Genomic DNA, 25545 nt, shown 5'->3' with positions numbered 1-25545 from the left:
CGAAAAATAGCCAGCGTTTTTTGTCCCACCAAATTTGTTTCTTTTATTCCCTTGTGTCAGGAAGTTACAAAACGGTGTTTCAGGTGCGGTCGGGGCCTACTAATTCCTGGTCTGGTCCGCCGTCTTCATACCGCACATATATCCCGTGATATCGGTCCTGGACATTGTAATCTCTGCGTAGCGGGTGGCCTTCCCAATCTTCCGGCAGTAATATCCTGCGCAGGTCAGGGTGGCCTTCAAAGTATATCCCCATCAGATCGTACGCTTCCCGCTCGTGCCAGTCGGCAGTGCGCCAGATGTGGCTCACCGTAGGAACCGAAGGCAGCGCAGTGTCGGCCGCATTTCTTGGAAATACGACTTTAATCGTCAGATCGGTATGGTAAGGGATAGAAGTAAGGTTATAAATCACTTCCATAGTAGCCAGTCCCGGCCCATTGTCCATAGCGGTAATACAGGCGAGAAAATCGAAATACAACCGGCTGTCCTGATGCAGGAATGCGCAAATCGCATCGATCTTCTCGACGGGCACGATCAATATAGGTTGCGGGCCTTTTGTATCTGCGTCAATCGCCACGCCTGGAAACTGCGCAACGATCAGCGCACTGATTTCTTGAAAAGTCATAAGTCAGGATATTAGGTAGTAGCCGGTTCAGCGGCTTCCATTTCGAGAAACAACGCAGGAGCTACTTCTTTTGTGTTTCGTATTTTTTCCTGAAGCTTCATAAAACCGCCAATCAGAGCCTCAGGCCGGGGCGGGCAGCCGGGTACATAAACGTCCACCGGGATAATCCTGTCCACGCCTTTTACTACGTGGTAGCCATGTTCCCAGTAAGGTCCGCCACAATTTGAGCAGCTTCCCATCGAGATCACGTACCTCGGTTCTGGCATTTGTTCATATAATCTCCTGATCCGGTCGGCCATTTTAAAAGTCACCGTGCCAGCCACGATCATTACGTCGGATTGGCGCGGGGAAGGTCTCGGCATGATCCCAAACCGTTCCAGGTCATAGTTAGAGGCATAAGTTGCCATCATTTCAATTGCACAGCAGGCAATACCGAAACCCATGGGCCACAGCGACGAAAGCCGCGCCCAGTTCATCAGATCCTCTGCATTCGTTAGTATAATTCCACCGTCGCCAGTTTTTGGTCTTTCGCTCATTGCTTGTTGAAAGGAAGAAATTTGTTGGTACGGATATTGCCTTTTAAAAGGTGTACCAACTATCCAAAAGTAACCATATTTGGCAAGAATCGGTTTCAGCCAACGTTACAAAACAAATGCATAACTTCAACTGTATGAAAAACAAATTACTTCTTATCGCCACTTTTTTAGTTTTCACAGCGGGTTTGGCGAACGCGCAAACGGACTCGACCGTGCGGATGTTCAAACATGGTATGGCCATTTACGCCGAGATTGGACTGCTGCCGAATAACCGAGTGATCCGGGACCACCTTTCCCGCCTGCAGATCAAGCCGTTTGAGAACGTAATGGCATCATTGGTACTGGCACGCCGGACTGAATCCGACAAATGGTTTTCGGAAGGAAGGATTATTTTAATGAACAGTACCAATTACACCACAGATAAGGATCAGAAAAAGGCATATCTATCAGGAATTGGTATTGGTACCGACGGTGGCCCCAAACTGGTGAATACCTCGCGCTGGAATGTTACAATTCCGCTGGGAGTGGATTTGATGCTATATCGGATGAACATCAAAAGCAATGCTAATGCCACGCTGGGCCAGGTTGTCAGCAATCCTTCTTCATTCCAGGCCGTCAAACTATTCACCGGCAATGTAAATCTGCACGGAGGAATTGGTGTGGATTATAAAATGAATGTGATGCCAAAAGTCAATGACAAAGTGTACCTCAGTGCGAAGGCAACTTATCACCAGCCTCTATTGGGCAAAAGAAAATGGAGGGGCGAAAACGTGACGATCAGCGACTTATCCTATCTTAAAGTAAATCAGATCTATATCCAGATCGGAGCTGTATTTTTTCCAAAACCAGGGAGGGATAAAAAGTGGGGAGGAATGCACGGTGGTCACTGACCTTTCTGTTTCTCTGCCATCAAAGCACGCAGCTGATTTTCTAAAATCTTGATATAAATATCCTTATCAGACTCGGTAAGGATATTTTTGTGACCCAGAATAGGGTTTTGCCTTGGTTTCTCCGAAATCAGATCGTCGACCGTAGTATCGAGTACTTCTGCGAATTTTTTGAGCTGACTGATACTAGGGTCGGTTTTGCCTCTTTCGATTGCCGAATAGTTGGGCTGTGACATGCCGCATTGCAGGGCCACATAGCTTTGGGTAAACCTCTTCTCCTCCCGCCTGGTGAGCAGGTTACTTGCAAGAATATTCATTTGAGTGTGTGATTTTTTGAGGATTTAATATTGCAATAATTCAAAAATTCTGTTTCAACCACAACTCTTTTGCCAAATTATAAGCGTAGGTTATAGACTTATAAGTCCTGCTTATAGAGTTATAAGTGTGACTTGTTGGAAGTGAAAAATTGTCTCCGTCACTTTGTAGCGCAGGAATGCCTGAGTGCTTTTCTGAGACTATACCTTTCACTATACAAACTGTACACATGTTAAAATTCCGACACTTCCGGCATTGCTGGTCCCTTTCCGTAATCGTTCTTTTAGTATCCTTTTCCTGTCAAAGATCAGAAATAGCTTCGTCGGACCGGGACGGTCCCAAAGCAACAGTAATGGAATTTATGGTCTCTATGGAGGAAGCCTCCCAAGTTGCCACAGCAGACCAGTCCACCGATTCATCTTCAAAATCAACAAGCAGAATAGGGTCAGAAGAGAATGAAATTCTGGAAAGGCGAACAATTCTTGATTCGGCTAATAATCAGCCTTTACTATACATATTCAAGAAAAGGAAGGGTTTCACGATCGTATCTGCCGATCTGCGGGTAATGCCGGTTCTGGCATATTCCGATAAATCGAACATTGATCCGAACCATATTCCAAACGGCGTAACGCTTTGGTTGGAAATGGCGAAAGAGAAGATCAGGGAGGCAAAAAGGGATACAAGCCCACCTCATCCTATTGTCCTGAAAGAGTGGCAAAAGTTCCTGTCCCGCCAATTGAGAACTAGTGACAGTTATTGCATTGAATGGTATCAGTATGGTCAGTATCAATGTAAGTATACTTCCACACAAAAAGGCCCGCTGCTTACATCCGAGTGGAGCCAACGTCACTTGTCTACGACACAATTGAGTTCTGGTGGTGATTGTGATGACTGCGGTAGAAGATTTGCTGGCTGTGGACCTGTAGCAATGGCGCAACTAGAAGAGTTTTATCATCCAAATCTAGCGAGGCCAAGATTTTCCAATGGTACATGCTTTGCAACAAATGCAGGACAAGTTAGTTTGGGAACGCTTATGCAGGTGATGGGATCCAAGTCGAAGGCGAGCTATAATTATATGGGAACTTGCGCCACCTTCACCTGGCCGGCAAATGTCAAAAGCGGATTGAAGGATTTCGGATTCTCAAATGGGGGCAACGGGAATGAGGCTTACAATTTTGCTTTGATTAAAAGTGAATTGAATGGAAACCACCCGGTGATCTTTTGGGGCTCAACATGCCTGGATTGCTTCGCCGATTACCATATCTGGTTATGCGATGGTTATTTGCAGCATCACTACAGTGATTTTAATTGCACTACTAAACAGTGCAATCAATGGAGTTATAGCTACCTGAATATGAATTGGGGGTGGGGTAATGATTCGAATGGATATTATGCTTTCGGGCAATACAACCCGGATGAAGGTGATTACAATACAAATCTACACGTAATAACAGGCATCAGACCATGAGTATAATAAGAGCGACTTCATTTTTAAAGATACTTTCGATTGCCTCATTTCCTGTGCTTCTGGCAGGTTGTTTCAGGAGAGGTGATGAAGTACTACCTGACAACAGCCCTGTCAGCTCACTTGTGTCAGGAACCTGGATTTTAGAGAAGGTCGTAACACCGACAAAAGTCCTGACGGGTTCTCAAATTGGATATTCAGAAAAGCTTGTAGTCTCCTCGGTTAACGGTTATGTTGCGGATCAAATTTATCGGGATGATACTTTATTTGCCACAAATTTTCGCGCGGGGAACATAAAGCCAACTCAAAGCGCAAAGCTCAAGACTGTACTAATGCATTACCGTGATGGCAGAAAAAGGTTCTTCAAGGTTACAATTGTTTTAAGAGAACCTACAATACTTCAAGCTACTCAATACTTGCACGAATTAGGCGGGCAAGCAGATTCGATCAAGTATTATTACTCGCAGAACTGGTGGTAACCGGTCACTTCGAAGCATACCGCCCGTTCACTTATTTGTACATATCAGAAGGCACGGATCAGACCTTGATCTTTATTATGGTAAAAATATCTAGATTCTTAGAAACTAGCCGCTTAATGCACTTACTATCTGTAATAGTGTTTACAATAGCCATTGAAAGTTGTAAGCCTCGTGAGGACTTTATATATGGAAAGCCAGGGGAGGGAATGTTAAATGGCACCTGGATTTTGGAGCGGATTGTTACACCAAGTAAGACGGTAGTAATTGGGAAAAGCGGCTCTGAGACTCTAAAATTTGAGTCTGTAAATGGATTAAAACTGATAATATTTATCGCGAAGATTCCCTCATAGAGAGCCACACCTGGACAAAGACGCCCTGGCCGGTGGTAAAAGGCTCGGACAAAACAATAATTGTAACTTACCGCGATGGATCGAAGCGGTTTCATAGAATTATAGTCGTTGTCGGGAAACCAACTATTCTTGAAGCTACCCAATATGTGAAAGAACTTGGGAGCGTTGCAGATTCGATTAAATATTATTATTCTCAAAATTGGTGGTAACCGGGTCACTTCGAAGCGTACCGATCGTTCACCTGCTTGTACATATCAGCTGGTACCGGTGATTTTATCTCGGGGATCTGTTGCTTCGGTCTTACCCAGTCGAGGTAGCCTTTGGCCCAGGCGTAGGCCAGGCCAAGGATCAGGATGCCGATGAAAACGGTCATTTCGGCCATCGCAAACCAGCCCCAGGCTCCATTAGTTTGGGCTATCAGCTCTTCATTGCCAAATACGATCGCCCAGGGAAAGAGGAAAAGCAGCTCGACCTCAAACAAAACGAAGATCAATGCTACAATGTAAAACCGGATATTGAACTGGATCTGCGCATTTCCCATCGGATCTTCGCCGGATTCGTAGGTGCTCAGCTTTTCCTCGTTGGGATTGTCGGGGCGGAGGAACTTTGCTGCCATAAGCATCACACCCAGCAATACAAGACCGGAAATGATGAAAAGTAGAATATAACCAAAATCAGAAATCATACTTTGCTTCTTTTTGCAAATCTAATCTTTAAATATCTCCGTTCACAAAAAACTCACCAGCCACCCGCCCAATAAGCCTCGCCAACAAATCCACTTTTTGCCAATAGCTGCGCTGCCTGCTTGCTGCGCTTTCCGCTCTGACAGTAAAAAACGATTTTTTGATCAGGCGAAAAGGAAGAGATCACGTCGGGAATTTCAGAAAGGGGTATATTGACGCCGCCAAAGTTATCTGCCTCATACTCATAATCTTCCCGCACATCTACCAGTTGAATATGCTCCGGGTCAGTCCCACTTACCTTTTCATATTCTTCCCAGGAAATCTCCATTACCTCTGTGTCTGCCTCTTTAATCTCCGGTTTTGTGGCAGGTACTGGTGAAGTTGCAACGGTTCTATTGAATTTGAAAACAGAAGTGGCATTGGATAGCGCATTGATCACAAGCAGTTCGCCGGAGAGTACCTTACCAACCCCGCAAGCGATTTTGATAGCCTCATTCGCCATGTAAGTGCCGATCATTCCCGGTAAAATTCCGATCACGCCCGCCTCGGCACAGTTGTCACCTTCCTCGGCGTCGGGAAAAAGGCATCGGTAGGTAGGTCCGTTATCATAATTAAAAACAGAAACCTGTCCCTCAAATCTGAGAATAGAGCCGAATACCCAGGGTTTTCCCAATGCAACACAAATATCATTTACCAGATAACGCGTTTCGAAATTGTCCGATCCATCGATGATCAGATCATATTTGCGAATGATCTCAGCTGCATTTTCTTCGGTGAGCCTGACAGGATAAGGGGTGATTTTAACAAACTCATTTAGCGCAGAAAGCTTCTCAGCAGCCGTGATCGCCTTACTTTTACCCACATCTCCCGGGTTGTAAAGGATCTGCCGGTGCAGGTTGGTGACTTCCACCACATCATGATCGATGATACCAACTTCGCCGATTCCTGCTGCTGTAATATATTGAAGTACCGGACAGCCCAAGCCGCCCGCACCGACCACCAAAACCCGCGCCGCTTTCAGTTTTTCCTGTCCGGCCAGACCGATTTCTGGCAAAAGTATCTGTCTGCTATATCGTTTACGCTCGCCGCCTTCCAATTTTGACATATTGATATTATTGTTTGCTCGTCAGGCAATTTTAGACCTTTTCACCAGAAAACAGGTAATGTTCCGATTTCGATCACCGGGAGCGGGTTAATTTTTTATAAATAAAGCGTTATTTTAACGCATTCAATTAACCTGACAACGACCTGTATTATTTGATGGATCTTATTATCAGAAGTGCTGCCCCGAAGGATTTACCCGTTTTACTGGACATTATCAATCACGCGATCTTAAACACTACGGCCATTTACGATTATGAACCGAGGACGATGGACGAGCAACGGGCCTGGTTTGAGAAAATGTTCAACGACGGAATGCCCGTTGTCGTGGCAGAAATGGAAGGTAAGGTGATCGGCTACGGATCTTACAATACATTCCGGCCGAAAATCGGTTACAAATTCAGTGTGGAGCATTCCATTTATCTCGACGACAAGTCGCGCGGAATGGGGGTTGGAGGGAAGCTACTGGGAAGTTTGATCCAGCGCGCCAAAGAATCCGGCGTCCACACAATGATCGGCGTAATTGACGCAGCAAACCGTGGAAGCATCGAATTCCACAAGAAATATGGTTTTGTAGAAAAAGGCTACCTCAAAGAGATAGCCTTCAAATTCGACCAGTGGCTCGACGTTGTATTTATGCAGCTGCTGATTGAGGAGGACTGATTCGGCTAATTTGTTAAACCTACCAAGTCCTCTTTTTCATATATTCATCCAGCTCGGACCGTTTCATCGGAATTTCACCCGGGTTTTTGTCGAGCCATTTGATGAAGTCATTCTTCAAAGTGTCAGACCACTGACTGTCGATCTGGCCGGGTGTGTATTTGCCTTCTTTTAGCATTTTAATACCAAACTTATCGCGCAATGCGATGAACTCGGCGGTGACGATTACTTTTTCGGCCAAATGTGCGGGGATGAAAATAACGCCTTCACGCTTCGCCAATACCAAATCACCGGGCAGTACGATCGCGCGACCAATACGGATCGGGGTATTCAGGCCAGAAAGAAAAACGTCTTTCAGGTAGGAGGGATCCCAGTCTCTTACAAATGCATTGAATCCTTCAATCTTGGAAAGTCCTTCCAGATCCCGCGAAGAAGCGTCGAAAATGACGCCGTTGCCCGATTTGGCAAAAATAGAATTACCCAGATTGTCGCCGATCAAAGTGCCCTGTGCGATCTTGCCAAAACCATCTGCGACATACACATCACCCTTTGAAAGCTGGTCGATCGGCCAGGAATTGGTGTTGCCGATACGCCCGTTTTTCGCGCCGCGTTCTTTAATGCTTTTCTCCACATCGGGCCGCGACGGCATAAACTGCGCCGTAAGTGCGCGGCCCGCAATGGGTACATCCTGGTGGATCATTTTCCAGTTGCCGTCGAACTGGCAATTATATCCTTCATTTTGCAAAACCACCCAAGCTTCTTCAATTGCGATTTCTTTCACCCGCCTGATCAGATCATCCGGCACTTTCGGGCGACCGTCGGGAAACCTTTCGCCTTTCCATTCGGAGGTGAGGAAGATAAGTTCGTCCTTGGAGATCGTTTGCGCCTGGGCGGCATTTGTAAAAGTGAGCGCAGAAAGAGCGATTGCGGTTAAGCTCAGGAATCTGAATTTCATAAACGGAAAATGGTTGATCAGGTTTTTGGGTGGATAAAAATAGGTATAAACTTACTTATCCCACCAAACCAGACTGGAAAGCGTATTTGTCCCGCCCTGCCGGTCGCGCGCATCCATAAAATTGACTCGGTTGTATTGCTCTTCCGAATCAGGAATTACAAAACGCGTCGGGATTTTTCCGCCAGTCAGATTTCCGGGATAATTGGTAGGAGTGAGCTTAGGATAGCCAGTGCGGCGCCAGTTGGAAAAGATCTCATATTCATCTTCCAAAAACAATGCGACCCACTTCTGCGTCGATATTTGCTCGATCTGCTGCTCCACGGTACCGGTTGATCTGTAAGGGTTTGCGGTCAGATATGCATTGATTTTTGCTTCTGAAATAGTACCGGCCGGACCAAACAGTGACCACTGGCGCAGGCCCGCTCTCACCGCATTATTATACGCAACTGCTGCCGTACTTCCGGTATACCAGCCACGAACCGCCGCTTCTGCCAGCAAAAGATTTGTTTCAGCATTTCCGAAAACGATCAGCGGCGAAGCATACCTGAGTACCGTGGCCGGATTGGGCTCCGAATATTCATTGAAATCAGCAGGGCGACTATTGAATGCAGCATTCGGCATACCCTTTTGCGCCGCAGTAGAAGTGTCAGCCACAAAAGTCGATCCTTCCGGTTTCCATACAACAGATACCACATTCAGGCGGGGATCTTTGGTGGTTTTCAAATGATCGATCAGCGTTTTCGCCAATTTCCCGCCTTCCACATTATCGCCGCCCGGGGTAATATAGTCGGTTGCCATTAAACCGTTCGCGATAAAATTGCGGCTAAGTGTTTGTGAACCATCTACATAAGCTATTACCGCACGGTCCGCATCTTCAAGTATCACACCACCCGCAATCGCTTTTTCAACCCAGCTTTTAGCCAATGCATTATCTACTTCTGTCAGACGCATTCCGAGACGCAGCATCAGCGAGTAGGCGAATTTTTTCCATTGCGTGATATTGCCCGCGTAAATCAGGTCGGCATTCGCAAAATTGGCCTGGGAAGCGTCGAATGCGGCAATGGATTCTTCCAGCTCTTTCAGCATATCCGCATAAATCGCTTGCTGGGTATCATATTTCGGGCCGTAGTTTTTTTCTGATAAAGCACGGCCGGATTCGAAATAGGGGATATCACCGTAAAGGTCAGTAAGGCGGTGGAAAATGTAGGCTCTCCAAATCCTGGCCGCCGAAAGCTTGTTGACAGCCAAAGGATCATCCTGCACCGCATCGATGATCTGGTTGATCGTAATCACTGCACCTGCACCTTGCGCAGTACCGGCATATGCATTCCAGCTCGCTTGTGAGTAGTTAAAATTGAAGTACTTATCTCCCGCAGCAGGTACCTCTTTATAAGTGGCGAAATGCTGCATTGATTGTCCGATTGTGAGGTAAGCAGCGCCGGTGAAGTTGGTCGCGACACCGTCCAGCTGGGCTCTGGTAAATAGATATTCGGGAACAACCTGGGCGTATTTGTTCGGGTCGACGTTCATTTCCTCGAAACCATTATCGCAAGAGGAAACCATCAGGGCCAGTGGGGCCGCATATATGAATTTTTGAAATAGACTTTTCATCGTACAGTTCATGTTTTAAAATTTCACCATCAGGTTTACGCCCATACTACGGGTTCTCGGCACACCAAATGCTTCCAGACCCTGCGCATTAGTACTCGTGTAGCTCGATTCAGGATCGAAGTAGTTTTGCTTTTTATCCTTGAAAAGAATAGCAAGGTTACGCGCAACGAATGATACCGAAGCCGATTGCAGTTTGAGGAAAGCCAGCTTGTTAACCGGGATATTGTAACTCAGCACAACCTGACGAAGCTTGATGAAATCGTTGTTGAACATAAACATCGCCGTGTAATTCTTGTCGTTGTCGTAGTAAGTATCCACGTCCTTTTTCTCCCAGGTCTTGCTAAAAGGAGCGCCTTCCGGTGTCACGCCTTCCACAGTTACGCCTGTATCGCGGCCCGGCAACGTTTCTTTCGGCAAACCGAAACGGTAGGCATACTGATAAAGGTTGGAGTACACAATGCTTCCGAACTTACCATCCAGCAATACATTCAGTGAGAAATTTTTGTAGCGAAAATTGTTGGTAATACCCATTGTCAAAGGAGGCGTGCCTTGTCCGATCTCTTCCAGGTCACCGCGTACTGCATAGCCGCTGGCCGGGTTGAATATCACATTTCCACCCGCATCAGTTTTCTTCCGGTAGCCCCAAACCGTTCCGTAAGGTCTGTTTACAGCATTGCGGACCACACCACCACCTACGCCGGTAGCAATGTCCAATGCATTGATCCCCTCTGCCAGCTGCTCGATCTTGCTTCTGTTGTAAGCCATATTATAGCTCACATCCCAGCCAAAGTTCGTTTTCTGGACCGGCGTTCCTGTTATCAATAACTCCACCCCTTTATTGCTCAGCTCACCCACGTTCAACAATGCAGAAGTGTAGCCCGACGACAATGCAATGTTGGTCGTAACGATATCATCGGTCGTTTTTCGGTTATATAAGGTAATGTCCAAACCTAAGCGATTGTTCAGGAATTTGGCTTCCAAACCTCCTTCGTAAGTAGTCGAGGTCAAAGGTTTTAAGTCAGGATTCGGTACTTCCGAAGAAGCTAGTCCCTGCACCGGGCGACCGTTATGTCCGCCTTGCTGCATATTGTAATATTGGTAAATCTGATAGGCATTCACTGTTGCGCCGCCCACCTGTGCCCACGAACCGCGCAGCTTGGCAAAACTGATCGCCGAAGGCAGCTCCATCGCTTCCGAAAGGATCAGCGAGCCACCGATGGACGGGTAAAAAATCGTATTGCTTTTTGGATTCAAAACCGAAAACCAGTCCTGCCGGCCGGAAACAGTTAAATAAGCTAAACCCTTGTAGCCAAAGTCAACCGATCCGAAAAGCGAGTTGATCGCACTTTTCAGGTACCTCGGCGTGGTGGTCATGGCAGCTAAATTGGTATAGCTGTAAAATTCAGGGATCGTAAATTCGCTGCCTAAAATGATCGTTTCGTCAAAAATGCTGCGCTGTGCATTCGCGCCGGCCATCGCCGAAAAGCTTACATTTTCCCACTCCTTGTTGTAGTTAACAGTCAACATTCCGTTGGTTTCAGAAGAACTTGTTTTTCTTCCTTCATAACTTCCACGCGGAAAGAATGCATTGTTGGTCGGCTGCACATATTCAGAAGTGAAGCTGTAAAAGTCCTGGCTCACGCTTCCTTTTACGTACAGATTTTCAAGAATATCATAACGAAGGCTTCCCTGACTTAAAAAGCGGTGTTTGGTATCGTCGTTTTTGAATTTATTAATAACAAAATAAGGGTTTGGAGCAGCTGGTACCGGATTCCACTCCATTTCTTTGCCGGTCACCGGATCAAATCCCGGCGAAAGGCTGCGGATATCTACTGTGTTGGCAACCAGGTAAGTAGCCCAATGCGGGTTCATATCTGCATAACCTACTTTGGGACGGTCGGTACCTTGTTCCAGGTTGTATTGGAAAACAGTTTCGACACTCAGTTTTTTGCCCAAAAAAGCATTCAGGTTCAAATTCGCGATGCGGCGGACAAACGAAGAATTCGGCACCACACTATTGGATTTCGTATTATTCAAACCTAAGCGAAAGTTTACCGTTTCTGTACCGCCAGTCAATGCCACGGAGTTGATGTAATTGGTGCCCGTATTATAGAAATTTTTCAGGTTGTCTTTTTGGGGAGAATAGGGGTGCATTTTCCCGTCAACCTGGATCGTCGGTTGGCCATCCATTTTTGCGCCGTACGAAAGGCGGCCCGTGCTTTTAGCCTGTTCCACCGTAGTCGGCTTCACACCGTCCACACCCTGCCCATATTCATACTGCCAGTCGGGAATAACAGCAAGCGTTTCAAATGTGGTATTACTGTTGATCTCCACACCGATCCCTTTCTGCGCGCGGCCTTTTTTGGTAGTGATCAAAATCACACCGTTGGAAGCACGTGCGCCGTAAAGTGCCGCCGCCGGTCCACCTTTCAGCACGCTGATCGACTCAATATCGTCCGGGTTAATACCACCGATTCCGTCACCGCGGTCGACGTTCATTCCATTTCCATCCGCAGTAGTTCCACCCGGGGTAGAATTATCCATAGGCATTCCGTTGATCACGTACAGAGGCTGGTTATTTCCATTCAATGAACCGTTACCGCGGATCACAATGCGGCTCGATCCGCCCGGTCCAGTCGCCATACCTGATGCATTCACACCGGCGATCTTGCCTGTCAATGCGTTACCGATATTGTTTTCGCGCGCCTGGGTGAACTCCGAACCTTTCACTTCTGAAACCGCGTAAGCCAATGCCTTTTTCTCTTTTGCAATACCCAAAGCGGTGACCACCACCTCATTAAGCGCTTTTGCTTCCGGTTGCAGCTGCACATTAACAGTAGTCTGGTTTCCGACGGCCACTTCCTGTGAAGTATAACCTACAAAGCTAAAAATCAACACCGAAGAAGCGAGTTCTGCGTCAGGAATGTCGATTGTGAAATTTCCCTCAGCGTCCGAGGAAGTACCTCGCTGTGAGCCTTTTATCAAAACACTTACACCAGGCAGACCAGCGCCGGTCTCGTCTGTTACTTTCCCGGTCAAGTTGCGTTTTGGTGAAACTTTACTTTCAGCAGACGTTTCGCCTTGTGCAGCCTGCTCGCGTTTCAGGATAATGCGGTCCTGCACCACTTCGTACACCACGTGGTGAGGCGCCAGGATCTGGGTTAGTACTTCGGAAAGTGCCTCCTGCTGAAATTTGAAGTTGCTTTTCTGGTCATTGAAGATCTGCGGATTGTACATGAACTTCACCTTCGCCACCTGCTCGATCTTCTCCAATGTCTTGTCAATATCCGAGTTGGATAGCCGCAGCGTCACTTTTTGTTCCAGTATTCGTTGTCCGCGCACGTCGTTGGCGTGCACAAGCGTGCCGACTGCGATGGAAAGTAGGGCTTGATACAGCGTAATGCGCATGATTTTCTGTAAAGCATGATGAAATTGTACGGTTTTTGGCATATAGGAGTTTGTTAAAAATGGTCAGTAACAGCCTTTGCTGCTGATGATAATGCTCGCATCCATCTGCTCGTATTCAGCTCCGAGCGTTTTGCAGATCAGGGTCATTTTTTCAAATAGCGGCTCGTCGGAAAGGGAGGCGGTGAGGTAGCAGTTCTGCATTACTTCCGCATCAAAAATGATCTTCACTCCGTAAGACTTTTCCAGTGTTGCGAATACTTCCGAGACAGGAGTTGCTTTAAAATCAAACGATTGCCGCTGTATAGGCAGTTCAAGCAGCTTTGGATCAGGTACCAGGCTTCGGGTCAGTCGTAACTCTTTGGCTGCGAAGACAATCTGCTGGTTAGGCGTCAGTATCATTCCCGCCAGCTTCTCATCCGCATGCTGACTTGCCAGCGCCTCTTTCGTCATCGGGAACACAGAAACCTTACCCGTTTTCACAACTACCTTCACTTCTTTGTCATCTTCAAATGCCCTTACCTTGAAGCTGGTACCCAACACTTTCGTCGCCAGCGTGTGTGCGTATACATAGAAGGGTTTGTTCGGATTTTTAGCCACTTCAAAAAACGCCTCGCCGACCAGGAACACTTCTCTTTTCTTTCCTTCAAACTTTCCGGGGTAGGTAATGCGGCTGTCGGGTTGCAGCAAAACCGTACTGCCGTCTCCCAGCGTGATCAGCTTCGCCTTGTCGGTCGAGTTGTATTGCTCCACCAGCGGCTCTTCTATTTTGCTCAGAATCACCTTGTACTGATCCGATTGCTGCCTGTTGATACTCTGCTTGTTAATCCACCAGCCCACAAAAAGCAATGCGATCACGGACGCAGCCAAGTGGTACCAGTTAGGACGGAATTTCAGCCAAACCGTCGTTTTTCGGGCTTCTTTTTCACCGATCGCGTGTGAAAGGCGGTAAATTTCATTGGCTACTTCTTCGTCTGAAATCTGGTTAAAAGTGGCTTCTGTCGCAGCCAGCAGCGCTATTGCTTTTTCTACCAGCTCCGTCTTGTCGGGATTTTCTTCAAGCCACCTGGCCCACGCAGCTGTCGCGCCGGCATCATGGAACAAAACCCACTTCCTGAACGACATATCCGCGGCAAGTTCCTCCGGAAGATAATTTTGGTAATTATGCATAAGCGGCAAATGAAAATTTGGCTAATTTCTATAAGGATGCAGAATGATTCGGGTAATACTCTTTTTTGTGAAATTTTTTTGGAGGTATAGCCGATGGATTACCAGATCGCTCCATTGGGAAACTATTTGAGGCGCGAGTCAGAATTAACTGGGTTATTTAAAGAAGTTAATAGCGGATTTAAATTTTCATTCAAAGCTCTTACTATGACCCGTTTCAATAGAATTCTATTCTTGATCAATTTAGTCAGCTTATCAGGCTGCGGAGTCTTCACAGACCGCACCACCGTAGTTTACGGAACCATCACCGATCAGAATGGCGAGCCGGTTGATAGTATTTTGGTTTCGATTGACGGAGTTAAGGGTTTTATGTACGAGACATTGAAAGAAGTATACTCTGGGAAGGATGGTAGCTATGAATTGGTAGTAGAGGTTCCAAGGAAATACGGCTCAGTAAACGTGCTTGTACCATTTGGTTCGTTCGACAACCCGAAGTACGACATGAATTACAAAGATGTTAATGTTAAAAAAAATGAGATAGCTACCCGAAATTGTTGCAGCGCCTCCATTGGGAACAAAACCAAATATGATTTTCGACTGATACCTAAATGATTGAATATGAATACACAGGCTACCACCACAGCGAAGAGAATGTACCTGCTGATCACCTGCCTCTGCCTGAGCTTCCTGCTCTCACGATGCTTTCTTACACAGGATCGTACCACCGTAGTTTACGGAACAATCACCGATCAGAATGGCCAGCCGGTGGATAGTATTTTGGTATTGATAAAAGGCGCCAGAGCATTTAGATATGAGACTTTGCTACAGGTTTACTCTGGTGAGGATGGTAGTTATGAATTGGTGGTTGACGTTCCGAGGAGATTCAGTTCAGCTAACCTAATTGTGCCCTTTGGTTCATACGTCAATCCCAAATTCCAGAAGAATTATAAAGGCAAGAAAACCTTTAAAAATGATCAATTCACAACGGGTTGCTGCTCAGTTTTAATAGGCGATAAGACTAAATACGATTTTGAGTTAATACCTAGATAATCAAACATGAATACACAGACTACAACCACGTCGAAGAGAGTGTACCTGCTGATCACTTGCCTCTGCCTGAGCTTTTTGCTCTCACAATGCTTTCTTACACAGGATAGTACCACCGTAGTGTACGGAATAATCACCAATCAGAATGGCCAGCCGGTGGATAGTATTTTGGTGACTATCAAAGGAGTAGATGGTTTTAAATATGAAAGGTTGAAGGAAGTTTACTCCGGGGAAGATGGTAGCTATGAATTGGTAGTAGACGTTCCAAGGAAATACGGCTCAGCAAACGTAGTTGTACCTTTTGGTTCATACGACAACCCCAAATATGAGAGGAATTACAAAGGCAAGAAGACTTCTAAAAATGATCAGTTCACAAATAATTGCTGTAAAGCTTCCATTGGTGACAAAACGAAATACGATTTTCAGCTAATACCCAGATAATTAATTTTTCAATTTTAACGCACTTGCCATGATGCATTTCTTAAAATGCGGTAGAGGAAAACTACGTCTTTTCCTCCTGCTCCTCCTTTGTGTTATTTCAACAGTTTCAGCCCAGGATTATATTCAGCAAAGGAATGCAAAGCTCAATGCGATGGACTTATCGGGCCTTGGCAAAACTCTTTTTCTCAATGCTGCAATCACAGATCAGAATGAAGTTAATCATTATAAAAGCTTGTCTAAAAGTCAGTTGGCGAAACCTGAGCGCGTCACGTCGGCTGAGTGGCAAAATCTGTATGAGAGATTGATGGACGCGGATTTCAGACCGGAAGGGGAGAAGTTGGCGGACTTTGACAACTGGATGGAGACCGATCCCTCGAAAATCACCAGAAACGATACGGTGCCAATCGGTATCATGAATCTGGAAGGTATATACCTGACCGGTACTGAGATTACAGAAAATGAAGCCCAAAAAAAGGCAGGTAATAAAGCTGACTTCTTGAAATACGAAAGGGTGAGAATCGTGTCAGCTTCGGTGTTAAAGGAAGATCTCTATCAGGCAGATGTGATTTTTAAACTGAGTCCGGGTTTCTGTTTCTCAAATCAAACTGATCAAGTGAAAACGGTCGAAATTGATTTTGGGAATGGAAAAGGGTACCGAAGTTTTACGCTTTCAGAGCAGCTGATACCACATCGTTTTGAAACAGAGGGCGAGCACTTGATACATATCCGGCTGACAACCGGGCGCATTACTTACCGCTTTGAAACCAAAGTGAATGTCCTTCAAATGGAGCGAGTCAAGCCATTTGCAGAGTTTCAGATCACGGCCAACAAAATCTATCAGGATACTGCGGACAATGACCGATCAGCCAGAACCGCATTGGTAGGCGGAAACGTCAGGATTCTGCTGGGCTGTGACCAGATATTGAACAAACCGATCATCATTGCCGAGGGGTTTGATATGGGGCAGGATATCTTTTTGGATTTCCTGGAAGCCAAATACAGAACCAGATTTAATCGATACTTAGCGGAGGGTTATGATCTGGTATTTTTGGATTACTCCGACGGCCGCGCAGCGATACAAAACAATGCGCAGGTGCTAAAAGCATTGATCCAACAGGTTAACACGATGAAAACGGGTTCAGCCCAATCTGTGGTGATCGGCGAAAGTATGAGTGGTCTGGTTGCGCGATGGGCACTCAGACAAATGGAAAACGAAGGGCTGGCTCATCAGGTTAAGCTGATGCTTTGTTACGATACGCCGCACCAGGGAGCGAACGTCCCGGTCGGACTCACGCAACTGATGCACGCAGCAAGTCCCACACTACTAACCAAAGTGATCCTCAAATTTTTCGCGAAAGGCTGGCGAAACTATTATCTGGCAATGTCAACGCCCGCAGCTTTGCAGCTATTGATGCACCAGACCGACGCTCCAAATATTGGTGGCAAGCATCCGGAGTTTGATCTGTTCCGGACTCAACTGGTAGCGCTTGGCAATGGCGGTTATCCTCAGAACTGCCGCAACATTGCAGTGACACACGGTAGTATGGATGCGGGCGATCTAACATTATTTAACGATTATCAGTACGGCAGCAGGATATTGCGAAGCTGGACACCGTTTGGTTTACAGAATACCAACATCGACATACATACCAGCCATCCCGGCCAAAACACCAATGTACTTCGTTTTGCAAGCTGGGGTATATTTTCAAAAGCAATCGGTATTAACCGAAAATATAACAGTCCTTTAAACGACGATTTTCTTCCTGGCGGTAGAACGAATGCACCAGTTCCGAACAAATTGTTCAATTCTACAAAGGAATTTGAATTCTGCTTTGTACCTACATTTAGTGCCATTGATTATACTGGGCCCCGAGTGACGCAAGCAGATCGCGAGCTGCTGAATGTGACAGCTGTAAATGCGCAAACTGTTAATCGGAAAACTCCATTTGCGGCTATATATGGAAATAATGAAAACACTGAGCATGTTGAGGCAGACGATATCGAGTGGGGGTTAATTGGCGAAGCCGAAAACCTCCTTACTGGCATAGCCGCTTGCCCGGCGCTTCCGGTGCCACCGGTTCCTACAATAATGACTTACCCTGTTTGCCACCCTTTCGACAAGAAAAGGACTACCGAAGACAACACTGCATTTGTTAATGTGTCCCTCGCTTCTTCTTCTAATGGACTGTATATTCACAATTGGACTGTCGCGCCAGGTGACCAGCACTTTACAACTACCGGTGATCAAATTACTTTTCGCGCTGAGAGTGTGGGTTTATATCAAATCACTTGCGTGCGTACATACCCGGGGCGGAGGGATATCAGCAGTACCCACTCGGTAGGTATTTTCGTGGCCGATTGTAAAGATGTTACCGCAGATCCCGAAACGCCAACCGAACTGAATCTGGCTGAGGCAGATGTATTAGCAAGCGATGTCTGGGAAAACGACTTTTTGCTTACCACCGTCGCCGATCTGGAAGTGTTTGCACATTATATTGGAAACCCCAAAATATTATACGCTACGCTCGCAAACGGCACATTCGTTCCAAGAACCACGTTACTTGCGAGCGGGATGTTCGAGGAATTCTCAGAGTTATTTGCAGCCACCGATCCGCGAATACCTCTTCCGGTCCGGCTCAAAACTTTTACCGTGAATGCGGAGGGGAAAACAGCTTTGCTGGAATGGAAAACCGAGAGCGAAATAAACAGCAGCCATTTCGAAATCGAAAGAAGTAACACCGGGAAAGACTGGTTTTCCATTGGTAAGGTTCAGGCTGAGAACATTCCGGATGAACCGGCGCAGTACCAGTATGCAGATCAGAATATTACCGCAAAGCACGTTTACTACCGGCTTAAAATGGTCGATCGTGATTCGACTTTTGCTTACAGCCAAATCCGCTCACTCACATTTGATCCTGCGTCAGAACTAGCCGCGTATCCTAATCCGATAGGGCCGACTGGTGAGATTCAACTGCTTTCAGGCGACGTTGGTATAGCAAATCTCCGCGTTTATAATCTGGCCGGTAAGCTGGTTTTAAAGTCTGAAAAAGCTAATGCGAAGATTAATGTAGAGGGCCTGCCGGCAGGCAAATATATTCTGCAAATTCAAATGGAAGACGGTACGAAAGAGAGCCGCACGATCGTGAAGGAATAGCTAGAAATTTTATTTGAAATAAAGGTAAGCCAGAACGAGCGCCTGACTTATCAGCTGCATTTGCACTTTCAATGAATTGATCGCCTTAAACAACAGATTTGCAACTGATTGCCTGTTTACCTGCATCAGGTCGGCTATCTGTTCGTTGTTCATTCCTTCGTAGTATTTCAGGAATATCGCTTCTTTCTGGCGGCGGGGCAGGTCTTCCAGCGCCGTTCGGACTTTTACCTGGTTTTCCGTAAAAACTTCATGTTGCTCGATTTCTGTCTCAATGTTCTGGTAATCAGACAGCTCGCCTGCTTCTTCAATATCCAGTTGCGAAAGTGCATTATTGTTTCTCCTGAATTCCTGCATCAGCTGGTTTCGCAAAGCCCGGAGGAAATAAATCGTCACAAACTGGATCTGAATAGTATTTCTTTTCTCCCAGATATGGATCAGCAAATCCTGGATTGAATCCTTGATGAACTCTTTGTCGTAAGTGAAATTAGTGGCGTAGTTGAAAAGCGTGCGGTACTGTTTGTCGGCGAGCTGGCAGAACGCAAGACTGTCCCCGGCCTGGGATTGCTGCCAGAGGTTCAGAAGAACAGTATTCTCCTCAGCGATGCGTTGTCTTTTGTTCAAATCTTGTCAGGTAAGACAACAAATAAACTGGTAATAGCTAATAATGTAAAATATAAGGAAGACTTTATTTTCTGATTTAGAATAATATTTGCAAAAAATGTATTATCCCAGAATATAATTTAAAAATAGAAAGCGACCCGGCTTTTTCTTGAAATTTGCCGGGCCGGATCTACTGGTTATACATACGCAATGCAATCGATTTCCACCAGCGAGTCGCCTGGTACGCCGCCGTAAACTGCTACTGTTGTGCGGCAGGGCGGTTTGCTGCCAAAGCGGCCCTTATAAGCTTCGTTCATCAGTTTGTAATCATTCAGATCGTGCAGGAATACACTGCATTTGAGCACTTTTTCCATAGAAGAACCCGCCTTGATCAGCTCTTTTTCGAGTTCGTCGAGCACGTGTTTGGTGTGGGCAGTAATATCTCCTTCGAAGTGAGCGCCTTTTCCGGCAACAAAAACCAGGTTATTGAATTTGGTATGGCCCGAAAACAAGGGTACATCCTGATACATTTCGACACTGCCGACTTCTTTTTCGGGCGCAGCTTCGGCCTGCACTTTGGAGGCTGCTCCAATGCCGGCTATTCCTGCTACGGATGCGAAAAGTTTCTTGATAAGTGATCGTCTTTCGGTTTTCATAATGGTCTGAATTGGTTTATAAATAAGCTGTCTTAGGATCTTTTTTTCTTGCTCTTTTTTGCGATTTTCTCGCTGGCCGGAAGTGTGATTTTCCAGATGCTGCCGCCTGCTTTGTTGCCGCCCTGCTTTCCGCCGTATTCAATCACATAGAGTGTATTTCCGACAAGCAATGCATCGGTCGGGGAGGTGAAATTGTCGACGATGCGGGTGGTTTTCGTCTTGTAATTGTCGGTGGCTTTGTCATAGCTCATTTCCAGATGCAACAGATCTTTTCCCTGTCTACGCAACGGACTTGGATTAACGACACCGTTTCTCGGACCGCCTGTGTATCTGATCACAAATCCGTCACCCGCGAGGTCTTTGCCTAATGTTTTATCATTGTCAAAAAACAGCCCCAGCGGCGATGAATGCGCATTAAAAGTGCCCACAGTTACTCCTGTCGTGTCTCCGTCCATGACAATGCCCGTTTTCCGGTCGCGGTATTCATTGGCATCAGGGCCAGTATTCTGAACTGCCGGAGTGAATTTGACACCTTCCGGTTTCTTTGGAAATTCAGGATCATTGTGGAAATATTTCATGAGCCAGGCAAATGCGAACTTGCTCAGAAACGGATCTTTTTCAGGGTCCGGCTGATAATCGGGAAACTGCTGCGGATTTTCAATGCCGCCCATAATCCACGGAAATCCATAATGGTGGCCAGCCCGCACCCAAAACATATCTTCCGGGTGGTCGTAGTCGCCGGAATTGGATACCGCGAACAGATTTCCTTTTCCATCAAAAGCCATATCATAAGCATTCCGTATTCCCTCGGCGTAGAGGTAGCCTGCCTTTTTCATTTCCGCAACATCGGTGGTCAATACCAGATCTTTTGAGGCGATTGGAATTCGAAAGACATTCGCTGTCAATGCATTATCCCGTGCATTCGGATATTCGCCGCCGTTATCCTGCACTTCTCCGTGATCGGTTCTCGCGCCGGTATTTACGTAAATGAATTTTTTATCAGGACTGATTTCCAGTGCATTCCAGCCGTGATCGAAAGTGGTTTTATTAGCCCCATATTCAACTGTATTGAAAACAACTGTCATTTCCGGTTTATCCGCGCCGGGCGTCGCTACGTCGGGCGTCGCTACGTCGGGCGCCGCCACGTCCTTTTGCATTTCATAGCGCACCATCCTGCCTTTGTTTCCCTTGTTGTTATTTACACTCACATTGCCAGCCAGAAAAAGGGTGTTTCCGTTAAATGCAGCGCCCTGCAACCGGGGGATACCATGGTCCTCCACTGAAAAAACCTTTCTGCCCTCAGGCTTTCCGTTCACCTCCACAATCCTGATCACATCCCCAAAAAACGTGGTATAGTAAATTTCACCGGTATTCGGGTGGCGAATGATCCGCACCGCTTCCGGCTCTACTTTCATATATTCCTCAATGGTAATATCGTCCCGAAGCGCGACCGGCGTTTTGGTAGTTACCTCCTTCGACTGAGAGAATGTCTGCCCCGCCAAGCCTAGTGAAAGCAGGGCGGCGAGTGCATATTGGTAGCGATTTGACATGGTATGTGCTGGTTCAGGATTTATTCTTTTTTGCCCAAATGGCGAATATACGCGACGAGCTGCCACTTCTGCTCATCTTCAAACACATCCTTGAAAGGTGGCATATTCCCTCGCCCGGTAGACAGTTTCCAGAATAAGGCACCGTCGGTCTGACTTTTAACCAGGGTATCATGAAAATTCGCAGGTTTCTGCCCCAAAGCTCCTCCCGCTGCGCCGTCGCCGTAGCCTTCATCCCCGTGGCAGGAGGCGCAGTATAATGTAAAAAGTTCTTCCCCCTGCGCGAGTGTCAGCGGCTCTTCATGGTGCGGACTTTTGAGGGTATCCGCCCAGGCCGGGGCCTTCCAGGGATCCTGAACGGAATGTGCAGGTCTGTTATCTCGCGACGAAAGCCCGGCCAGAGCCGAGCCAAAAAACAGGATGATACTTGCGGCAAGGGTAATGTTTTGAAGCATTCAGTATCTGGAAAAAGGTGAATTTATCTATCAGTAATTCTCCCTCCAACCCCCAAAGTAATACTCAATTGCCGGAGAGTAATATCCACTCAATGAGGTTGGAAGGAGAAAAACGTTACTTCAAACTGTCCAATGCGGCCCGTACGCCCGCCACTTCGTCGGTGGTGACCTCGCTGGCCGAGTTTCCGAAATTGCTTCGAATGTGTGTCAGTACTTCCGAAATCTCTTCGTCTTTCAAAAAGCTGTGTTGCGGCATCACATTATTATAGGATTGACCTTTTACTTCAATCGGCCCTTCGAGGCCCTGCAATAGTACTTTGATCAATCTTTCCTTGTCGCCGGTCACCCAATCGGCTCCTCCAAGTGGCGGAAAACGCTGCGAATCGCCCATTCCGTTTCGCTGGTGGCAGGCCGAACAGTAAATGCTGTACACGTTTCCGCCGGCAATAGGCTTGTCCTTATCGAGATTATCTTTGGTCTGATCCGGCGTGCGGATGTGGCTCATTGACTTTCTTTTTTCCATCCCCGCAAGCGCTTTTTTCGGAAATTTCTTTTTGTCGCCGGTATAGGTAATCTTCCAGATCTTCCCTTTTTCGGTTTCGGCGATATAGATAGAACCGTCGGGTCCCATCGCGATTCCCATTGGTCTGTACACCGCGTCGCTCACATTTACGATCGGGTCTATACCTGCAAAACCGTCAGCGAATATCTCATATTCCCCTGCCGGCTCACCGTTTTTGAAGGGAACAAAACCGATGAAATAGCTCGATTGCGGATAAGGCGCGCGGTTAGTAGATCCATGAAATGCGATAAACGAGCCATTTTTGTAACGTTCAGGAAATTGGTTACCCTGGTAGAATAGGAGATCGTTCGGTGCCCAGTGGCCCGGAAATCCGATCAGTGGTTTCTCATATTGCGCACAGTCGCCTTCCTTTTTTCCATCGCCGCCGTATTCAGGATTTAGTACCTTTTTGCCCTGCATCTGGTCCCAGTAGCAATAGGGCCAGCCGGCGTGCGTGCCTTCTTTTATTCTCAAAAACTCCTCCGAAGGTAGCATTGCACTTTCCCAACCATCGTAAAACTGCGGCCATAAACGCAGTAAATCGTCGCGCCCGTGCTGCAGTGCGTAAAGATTGTTATCTGCAAAATTCCAGTCCATACCCACAATACTGCGCAGCCCGGTTGCAAACTTCACTCCATCCTTTTGCAGCTGCCCAGTTTTGTTTGCATCAAATTTCCATATTCCGCCGTGGTCTTCCAGAATAGGGCAGGGCGTCATTCCAGGCGAACCCGGTATGCGGTTATCTTCCTGACAAGCATTGGAATTGGCACCAAAAGGCACATACATATTACCCTTATCATCGAAAGTGATCGGCTTGGCGATATGCTCGTGCATGCCGTGCGGGTGGTCATCGGTCAATATCACTTCTTCCTTACTCTGCGGAATCAGGTCGTCGGGCGTGAGTTTATATCTGTACACTACCAGCTCGGAGCTGAAATAGAGGTAGCCTTTGTAAATCCGCATCGCAGTACCATAAGCCCGCTCTCTGCCCACCCCTCCAAAACGCTTGATAATATCCGCCCTTCCGTCGCCATTCGTATCCCGCAAGGCAATCACCGACTCGCCGGTATTGGCAAACCGTGCTTTTACATAAATATCCCCATTATCATTCACCGCAATATGCCGCGCCCGCCCCGGCAGACTATCCACGACAACAACCGCCTCAAAACCAGCCGGCAGAAACAATCCGCCGTTCTTGGTATTCACAGGCTGATCCTTCCGAGCCGAATGCTGCGTAAAACCCAATGCACAGCATGTCAGTAAGGTAAGGAGGTATTTCAGGTAGCGTTTGTTCATTGGCGTTTGATCGAGCCTGTTGCCTTTTTTTGTTTTATTACCCTAAATCCCTAAAGGGACTTTCTCATTTTCCAAGCAGTACCGCAAAAGCCCCCTCTCAGGGGGTTGGGGGTACATTACCCTAAATCCCTAAAGGGACTTTTTTGTTTTTCCATGCAGTACCGCAAAAGCCCCCTCTCAGGGGGTTGGGGGTGCTTCCGTGCCTTTTACCCTAAATCCCAAAAGGGACTTTCTCGTGGTTTCTCTCCTCTTTTTCTCCTTCCTCCTTTCCTCCTTCCTCCCTTCCTCCCTTATTTCAAATAAACCGGCTTCGTAATCCCGTTCAGGTCGTAAACAATCTTGCCCCCCATGATCGTGAGTTCGCATTCCAGCTTTTCTTTGCCTTCCATTTTGTATCCCGTTTTATCATAAAAACCAAAATTTCCTTTGCGCATCGAGAAGATTGCGACGTCTGCAATCGCACCTTCTGACAGGTGCCCAAGATTTTCTCTGTGAATCACCTGAGCGGGCGACCACGTGCTGGCTTTGATGACAGCCGGCAGGTCCATTCCCATTATATAAAACTTGGACATAATGCTGAGCATATCCTTCATCGAACCGTTCATGCTACCGGTATGAAGGTCAGTACTGATGGTATTGGGGTAAAAACCTGATTTCACTGCCGGAATAGCCTGCGAATAGTTGAAGCTCGCGCCGCCGTAGCCTACATCAAAAACAATGCCTTTTTTACGCGCTTCGATCGCAAACGGCTTTACTTTTTTAGTGTCTTCATCCACGATCGTTTCGCGCACATTTCCTTCGAGAAGTGTATAGGCATGTGTGAAAATATCACCCGGGCGCAGGTGTTTCATGAAAAGATCTTCCAGCGGAAGTGGCGGGGTACTTCCTCCAAAATCGACCATAACAGGCATATTGGCCAGCTTCCCGGCCTTAACCGCATTGTCGACAGGCTTCCAGTCCTGACCTACGAAGTGCGCGACTTTGAAACCCACCACGTCATTTTTGTTCCTTAATGCGACAGCCGCCGCCAGGTTAGGATCCATATCGGAAGTATCCTGCTCCCAGTTGCCGCCGCGCATTCCCTGGCCCACGATATTCATGAAAGAGAGTACGCGGGTCTTCGAATTAAGGATAATGTTGTTTTTAAAATCCTCAAATGAGCTCCACCCGGCACCGCCCGCGTCGACGATCGTGGTAATGCCCACCCGGAACGTGAACCCGTCGGGAGGCAGGGCGATAAATCCGTTGCTGAGGTAGTGGTTGACCTGCGTGCCGAAAAAGACGTGTCCGTGAATATCGATCAGGCCGGGCGTGACGTACATTCCTTTTGCGTCCACCACCTGCCGGGCTTCTTTCGGGTCAATATCTTTGGCTACTTTTTTGATCTTCCCTTGATAAATCCCAATATCCATCACCTGATTGATATTGTTTTTCGGGTCGATAACGGTTCCGCCTTTGATTAAAATGCTGTAAGTCTGCGCGTTACATACAACAAAGCCAGCAGCCGATAGAAGGCAGGTAAGTATAAATTTATATTTCATTTTTAAAGGG

General features: G+C 46.9%; 23 protein-coding genes. 8 read left to right on the top strand and 15 right to left on the bottom strand.

Annotated features, from left to right (window positions below; all coding sequences use genetic code 11):
• Positions 1–79: 79 nt before the first annotated feature.
• Both LZG94_RS12615 and nuoB read right to left on the bottom strand, forming a co-directional pair.
• A complete protein-coding gene (locus tag LZG94_RS12615; protein ID WP_215232332.1) occupies positions 80–622 on the bottom strand; it encodes an NADH-quinone oxidoreductase subunit C in 543 nt (180 codons plus the stop codon).
• 11 nt (positions 623–633) lie between these two features.
• Positions 634–1158 carry an NADH-quinone oxidoreductase subunit NuoB gene (nuoB, locus tag LZG94_RS12610; RefSeq protein WP_255700645.1) on the bottom strand — a complete coding sequence of 175 codons (525 nt, stop codon included), beginning with the start codon at positions 1156–1158 and terminating at the stop codon, positions 634–636.
• Positions 1159–1292: 134 nt separating this feature from the next.
• Between nuoB and LZG94_RS12605 the strand changes: the two genes are divergently transcribed.
• The gene (locus LZG94_RS12605; protein ID WP_233792248.1) at positions 1293–2048 is read left to right on the top strand and encodes a hypothetical protein; all 756 of its coding nucleotides are present in this window, start codon (positions 1293–1295) and stop codon (positions 2046–2048) included.
• Here LZG94_RS12605 and LZG94_RS12600 read toward each other — a convergent pair.
• Positions 2042–2362 carry a helix-turn-helix domain-containing protein gene (locus LZG94_RS12600; protein ID WP_233792247.1) on the bottom strand — a complete coding sequence of 107 codons (321 nt, stop codon included), beginning with the start codon at positions 2360–2362 and terminating at the stop codon, positions 2042–2044. The genes LZG94_RS12605 and LZG94_RS12600 overlap by 7 nt on opposite strands.
• A gap of 350 nt (positions 2363–2712) precedes the next feature.
• Here LZG94_RS12600 and LZG94_RS12595 point away from each other — a divergent pair, with 350 nt between their 5' ends.
• Positions 2713–3828 (top strand): Spi family protease inhibitor, encoded by a 1116-nt coding sequence (locus LZG94_RS12595; RefSeq protein ID WP_233792246.1) that lies wholly within the window; start codon positions 2713–2715, stop codon positions 3826–3828.
• On the top strand, positions 3825–4304 hold the full coding sequence (locus LZG94_RS12590; protein WP_233792245.1) for a hypothetical protein: 480 nt from the start codon (positions 3825–3827) through the stop codon (positions 4302–4304). The genes LZG94_RS12595 and LZG94_RS12590 overlap by 4 nt, the downstream gene beginning before the upstream one ends.
• A gap of 564 nt (positions 4305–4868) precedes the next feature.
• Here LZG94_RS12590 and LZG94_RS12585 read toward each other — a convergent pair.
• Complete coding sequence (locus LZG94_RS12585; RefSeq protein WP_233792244.1) at positions 4869–5339, bottom strand: NADH-quinone oxidoreductase subunit A; 471 nt, start codon at positions 5337–5339, stop codon at positions 4869–4871.
• Between the two features lie 53 nt (positions 5340–5392).
• Positions 5393–6442, bottom strand: coding sequence for a HesA/MoeB/ThiF family protein (moeB, locus tag LZG94_RS12580; RefSeq protein ID WP_233792243.1), 1050 nt, complete (start codon positions 6440–6442; stop codon positions 5393–5395).
• Between the two features lie 155 nt (positions 6443–6597).
• Between moeB and LZG94_RS12575 the strand changes: the two genes are divergently transcribed.
• The gene (locus tag LZG94_RS12575; RefSeq protein ID WP_233792242.1) at positions 6598–7101 is read left to right on the top strand and encodes a GNAT family N-acetyltransferase; all 504 of its coding nucleotides are present in this window, start codon (positions 6598–6600) and stop codon (positions 7099–7101) included.
• Positions 7102–7120: 19 nt separating this feature from the next.
• Here LZG94_RS12575 and LZG94_RS12570 read toward each other — a convergent pair whose 3' ends face one another.
• The 4 genes from LZG94_RS12570 to LZG94_RS12555 are packed head-to-tail and all read right to left on the bottom strand — an operon-like array spanning position 7121 to position 14239.
• Positions 7121–8053: an RraA family protein gene (locus LZG94_RS12570; protein ID WP_233792241.1), complete on the bottom strand. Its 933-nt coding sequence runs from the start codon at positions 8051–8053 to the stop codon at positions 7121–7123.
• Positions 8054–8104: 51 nt separating this feature from the next.
• Positions 8105–9664 (bottom strand): SusD/RagB family nutrient-binding outer membrane lipoprotein, encoded by a 1560-nt coding sequence (locus LZG94_RS12565; RefSeq protein WP_233792240.1) that lies wholly within the window; start codon positions 9662–9664, stop codon positions 8105–8107.
• 15 nt (positions 9665–9679) lie between these two features.
• Positions 9680–13114, bottom strand: coding sequence for a SusC/RagA family TonB-linked outer membrane protein (locus LZG94_RS12560; RefSeq protein WP_233792239.1), 3435 nt, complete (start codon positions 13112–13114; stop codon positions 9680–9682).
• A gap of 21 nt (positions 13115–13135) precedes the next feature.
• Positions 13136–14239 (bottom strand): FecR family protein, encoded by a 1104-nt coding sequence (locus tag LZG94_RS12555; protein WP_233792238.1) that lies wholly within the window; start codon positions 14237–14239, stop codon positions 13136–13138.
• A 231-nt stretch (positions 14240–14470) separates the two neighbouring features.
• Here LZG94_RS12555 and LZG94_RS12550 point away from each other — a divergent pair, with 231 nt between their 5' ends.
• The 4 genes from LZG94_RS12550 to LZG94_RS12535 are packed head-to-tail and all read left to right on the top strand — an operon-like array spanning position 14471 to position 18878.
• Positions 14471–14848: a hypothetical protein gene (locus tag LZG94_RS12550; RefSeq protein ID WP_233792237.1), complete on the top strand. Its 378-nt coding sequence runs from the start codon at positions 14471–14473 to the stop codon at positions 14846–14848.
• A 6-nt stretch (positions 14849–14854) separates the two neighbouring features.
• Positions 14855–15286, top strand: a complete 432-nt coding sequence (locus LZG94_RS12545; RefSeq protein ID WP_233792236.1) for a hypothetical protein — start codon at positions 14855–14857, stop codon at positions 15284–15286.
• A 6-nt stretch (positions 15287–15292) separates the two neighbouring features.
• Entirely contained in the window at positions 15293–15724 is a 432-nt protein-coding gene (locus LZG94_RS12540; RefSeq protein ID WP_233792235.1) for a hypothetical protein, read from the top strand.
• 28 nt (positions 15725–15752) lie between these two features.
• Positions 15753–18878, top strand: a complete 3126-nt coding sequence (locus LZG94_RS12535; RefSeq protein WP_233792234.1) for a T9SS type A sorting domain-containing protein — start codon at positions 15753–15755, stop codon at positions 18876–18878.
• Between the two features lie 9 nt (positions 18879–18887).
• On the opposite strand, the gene LZG94_RS12530 is transcribed toward LZG94_RS12535, so the two are convergent.
• From LZG94_RS12530 to LZG94_RS12505, 6 genes are all read right to left on the bottom strand, one after another.
• Positions 18888–19499 carry an RNA polymerase sigma factor gene (locus LZG94_RS12530; protein ID WP_233792233.1) on the bottom strand — a complete coding sequence of 204 codons (612 nt, stop codon included), beginning with the start codon at positions 19497–19499 and terminating at the stop codon, positions 18888–18890.
• Between the two features lie 176 nt (positions 19500–19675).
• On the bottom strand, positions 19676–20134 hold the full coding sequence (locus LZG94_RS12525; protein WP_215232314.1) for a RidA family protein: 459 nt from the start codon (positions 20132–20134) through the stop codon (positions 19676–19678).
• 32 nt (positions 20135–20166) lie between these two features.
• Positions 20167–21684 carry a cytochrome c class I gene (locus LZG94_RS12520; protein WP_233792232.1) on the bottom strand — a complete coding sequence of 506 codons (1518 nt, stop codon included), beginning with the start codon at positions 21682–21684 and terminating at the stop codon, positions 20167–20169.
• Between the two features lie 20 nt (positions 21685–21704).
• Positions 21705–22136, bottom strand: coding sequence for a cytochrome c (locus tag LZG94_RS12515; protein WP_233792231.1), 432 nt, complete (start codon positions 22134–22136; stop codon positions 21705–21707).
• A 115-nt stretch (positions 22137–22251) separates the two neighbouring features.
• On the bottom strand, positions 22252–23994 hold the full coding sequence (locus LZG94_RS12510; RefSeq protein ID WP_233792230.1) for a PQQ-dependent sugar dehydrogenase: 1743 nt from the start codon (positions 23992–23994) through the stop codon (positions 22252–22254).
• Positions 23995–24284: 290 nt separating this feature from the next.
• Positions 24285–25535: an amidohydrolase/deacetylase family metallohydrolase gene (locus LZG94_RS12505; protein WP_233792229.1), complete on the bottom strand. Its 1251-nt coding sequence runs from the start codon at positions 25533–25535 to the stop codon at positions 24285–24287.
• Positions 25536–25545: the final 10 nt, after the last annotated feature.

Origin of the sequence: Dyadobacter sp. CY343 (genome assembly GCF_021390335.1) — a bacterium.
GTDB lineage: Bacteria > Bacteroidota > Bacteroidia > Cytophagales > Spirosomataceae > Dyadobacter.
This window is presented reverse-complemented; position numbering and strand designations above follow the sequence as displayed.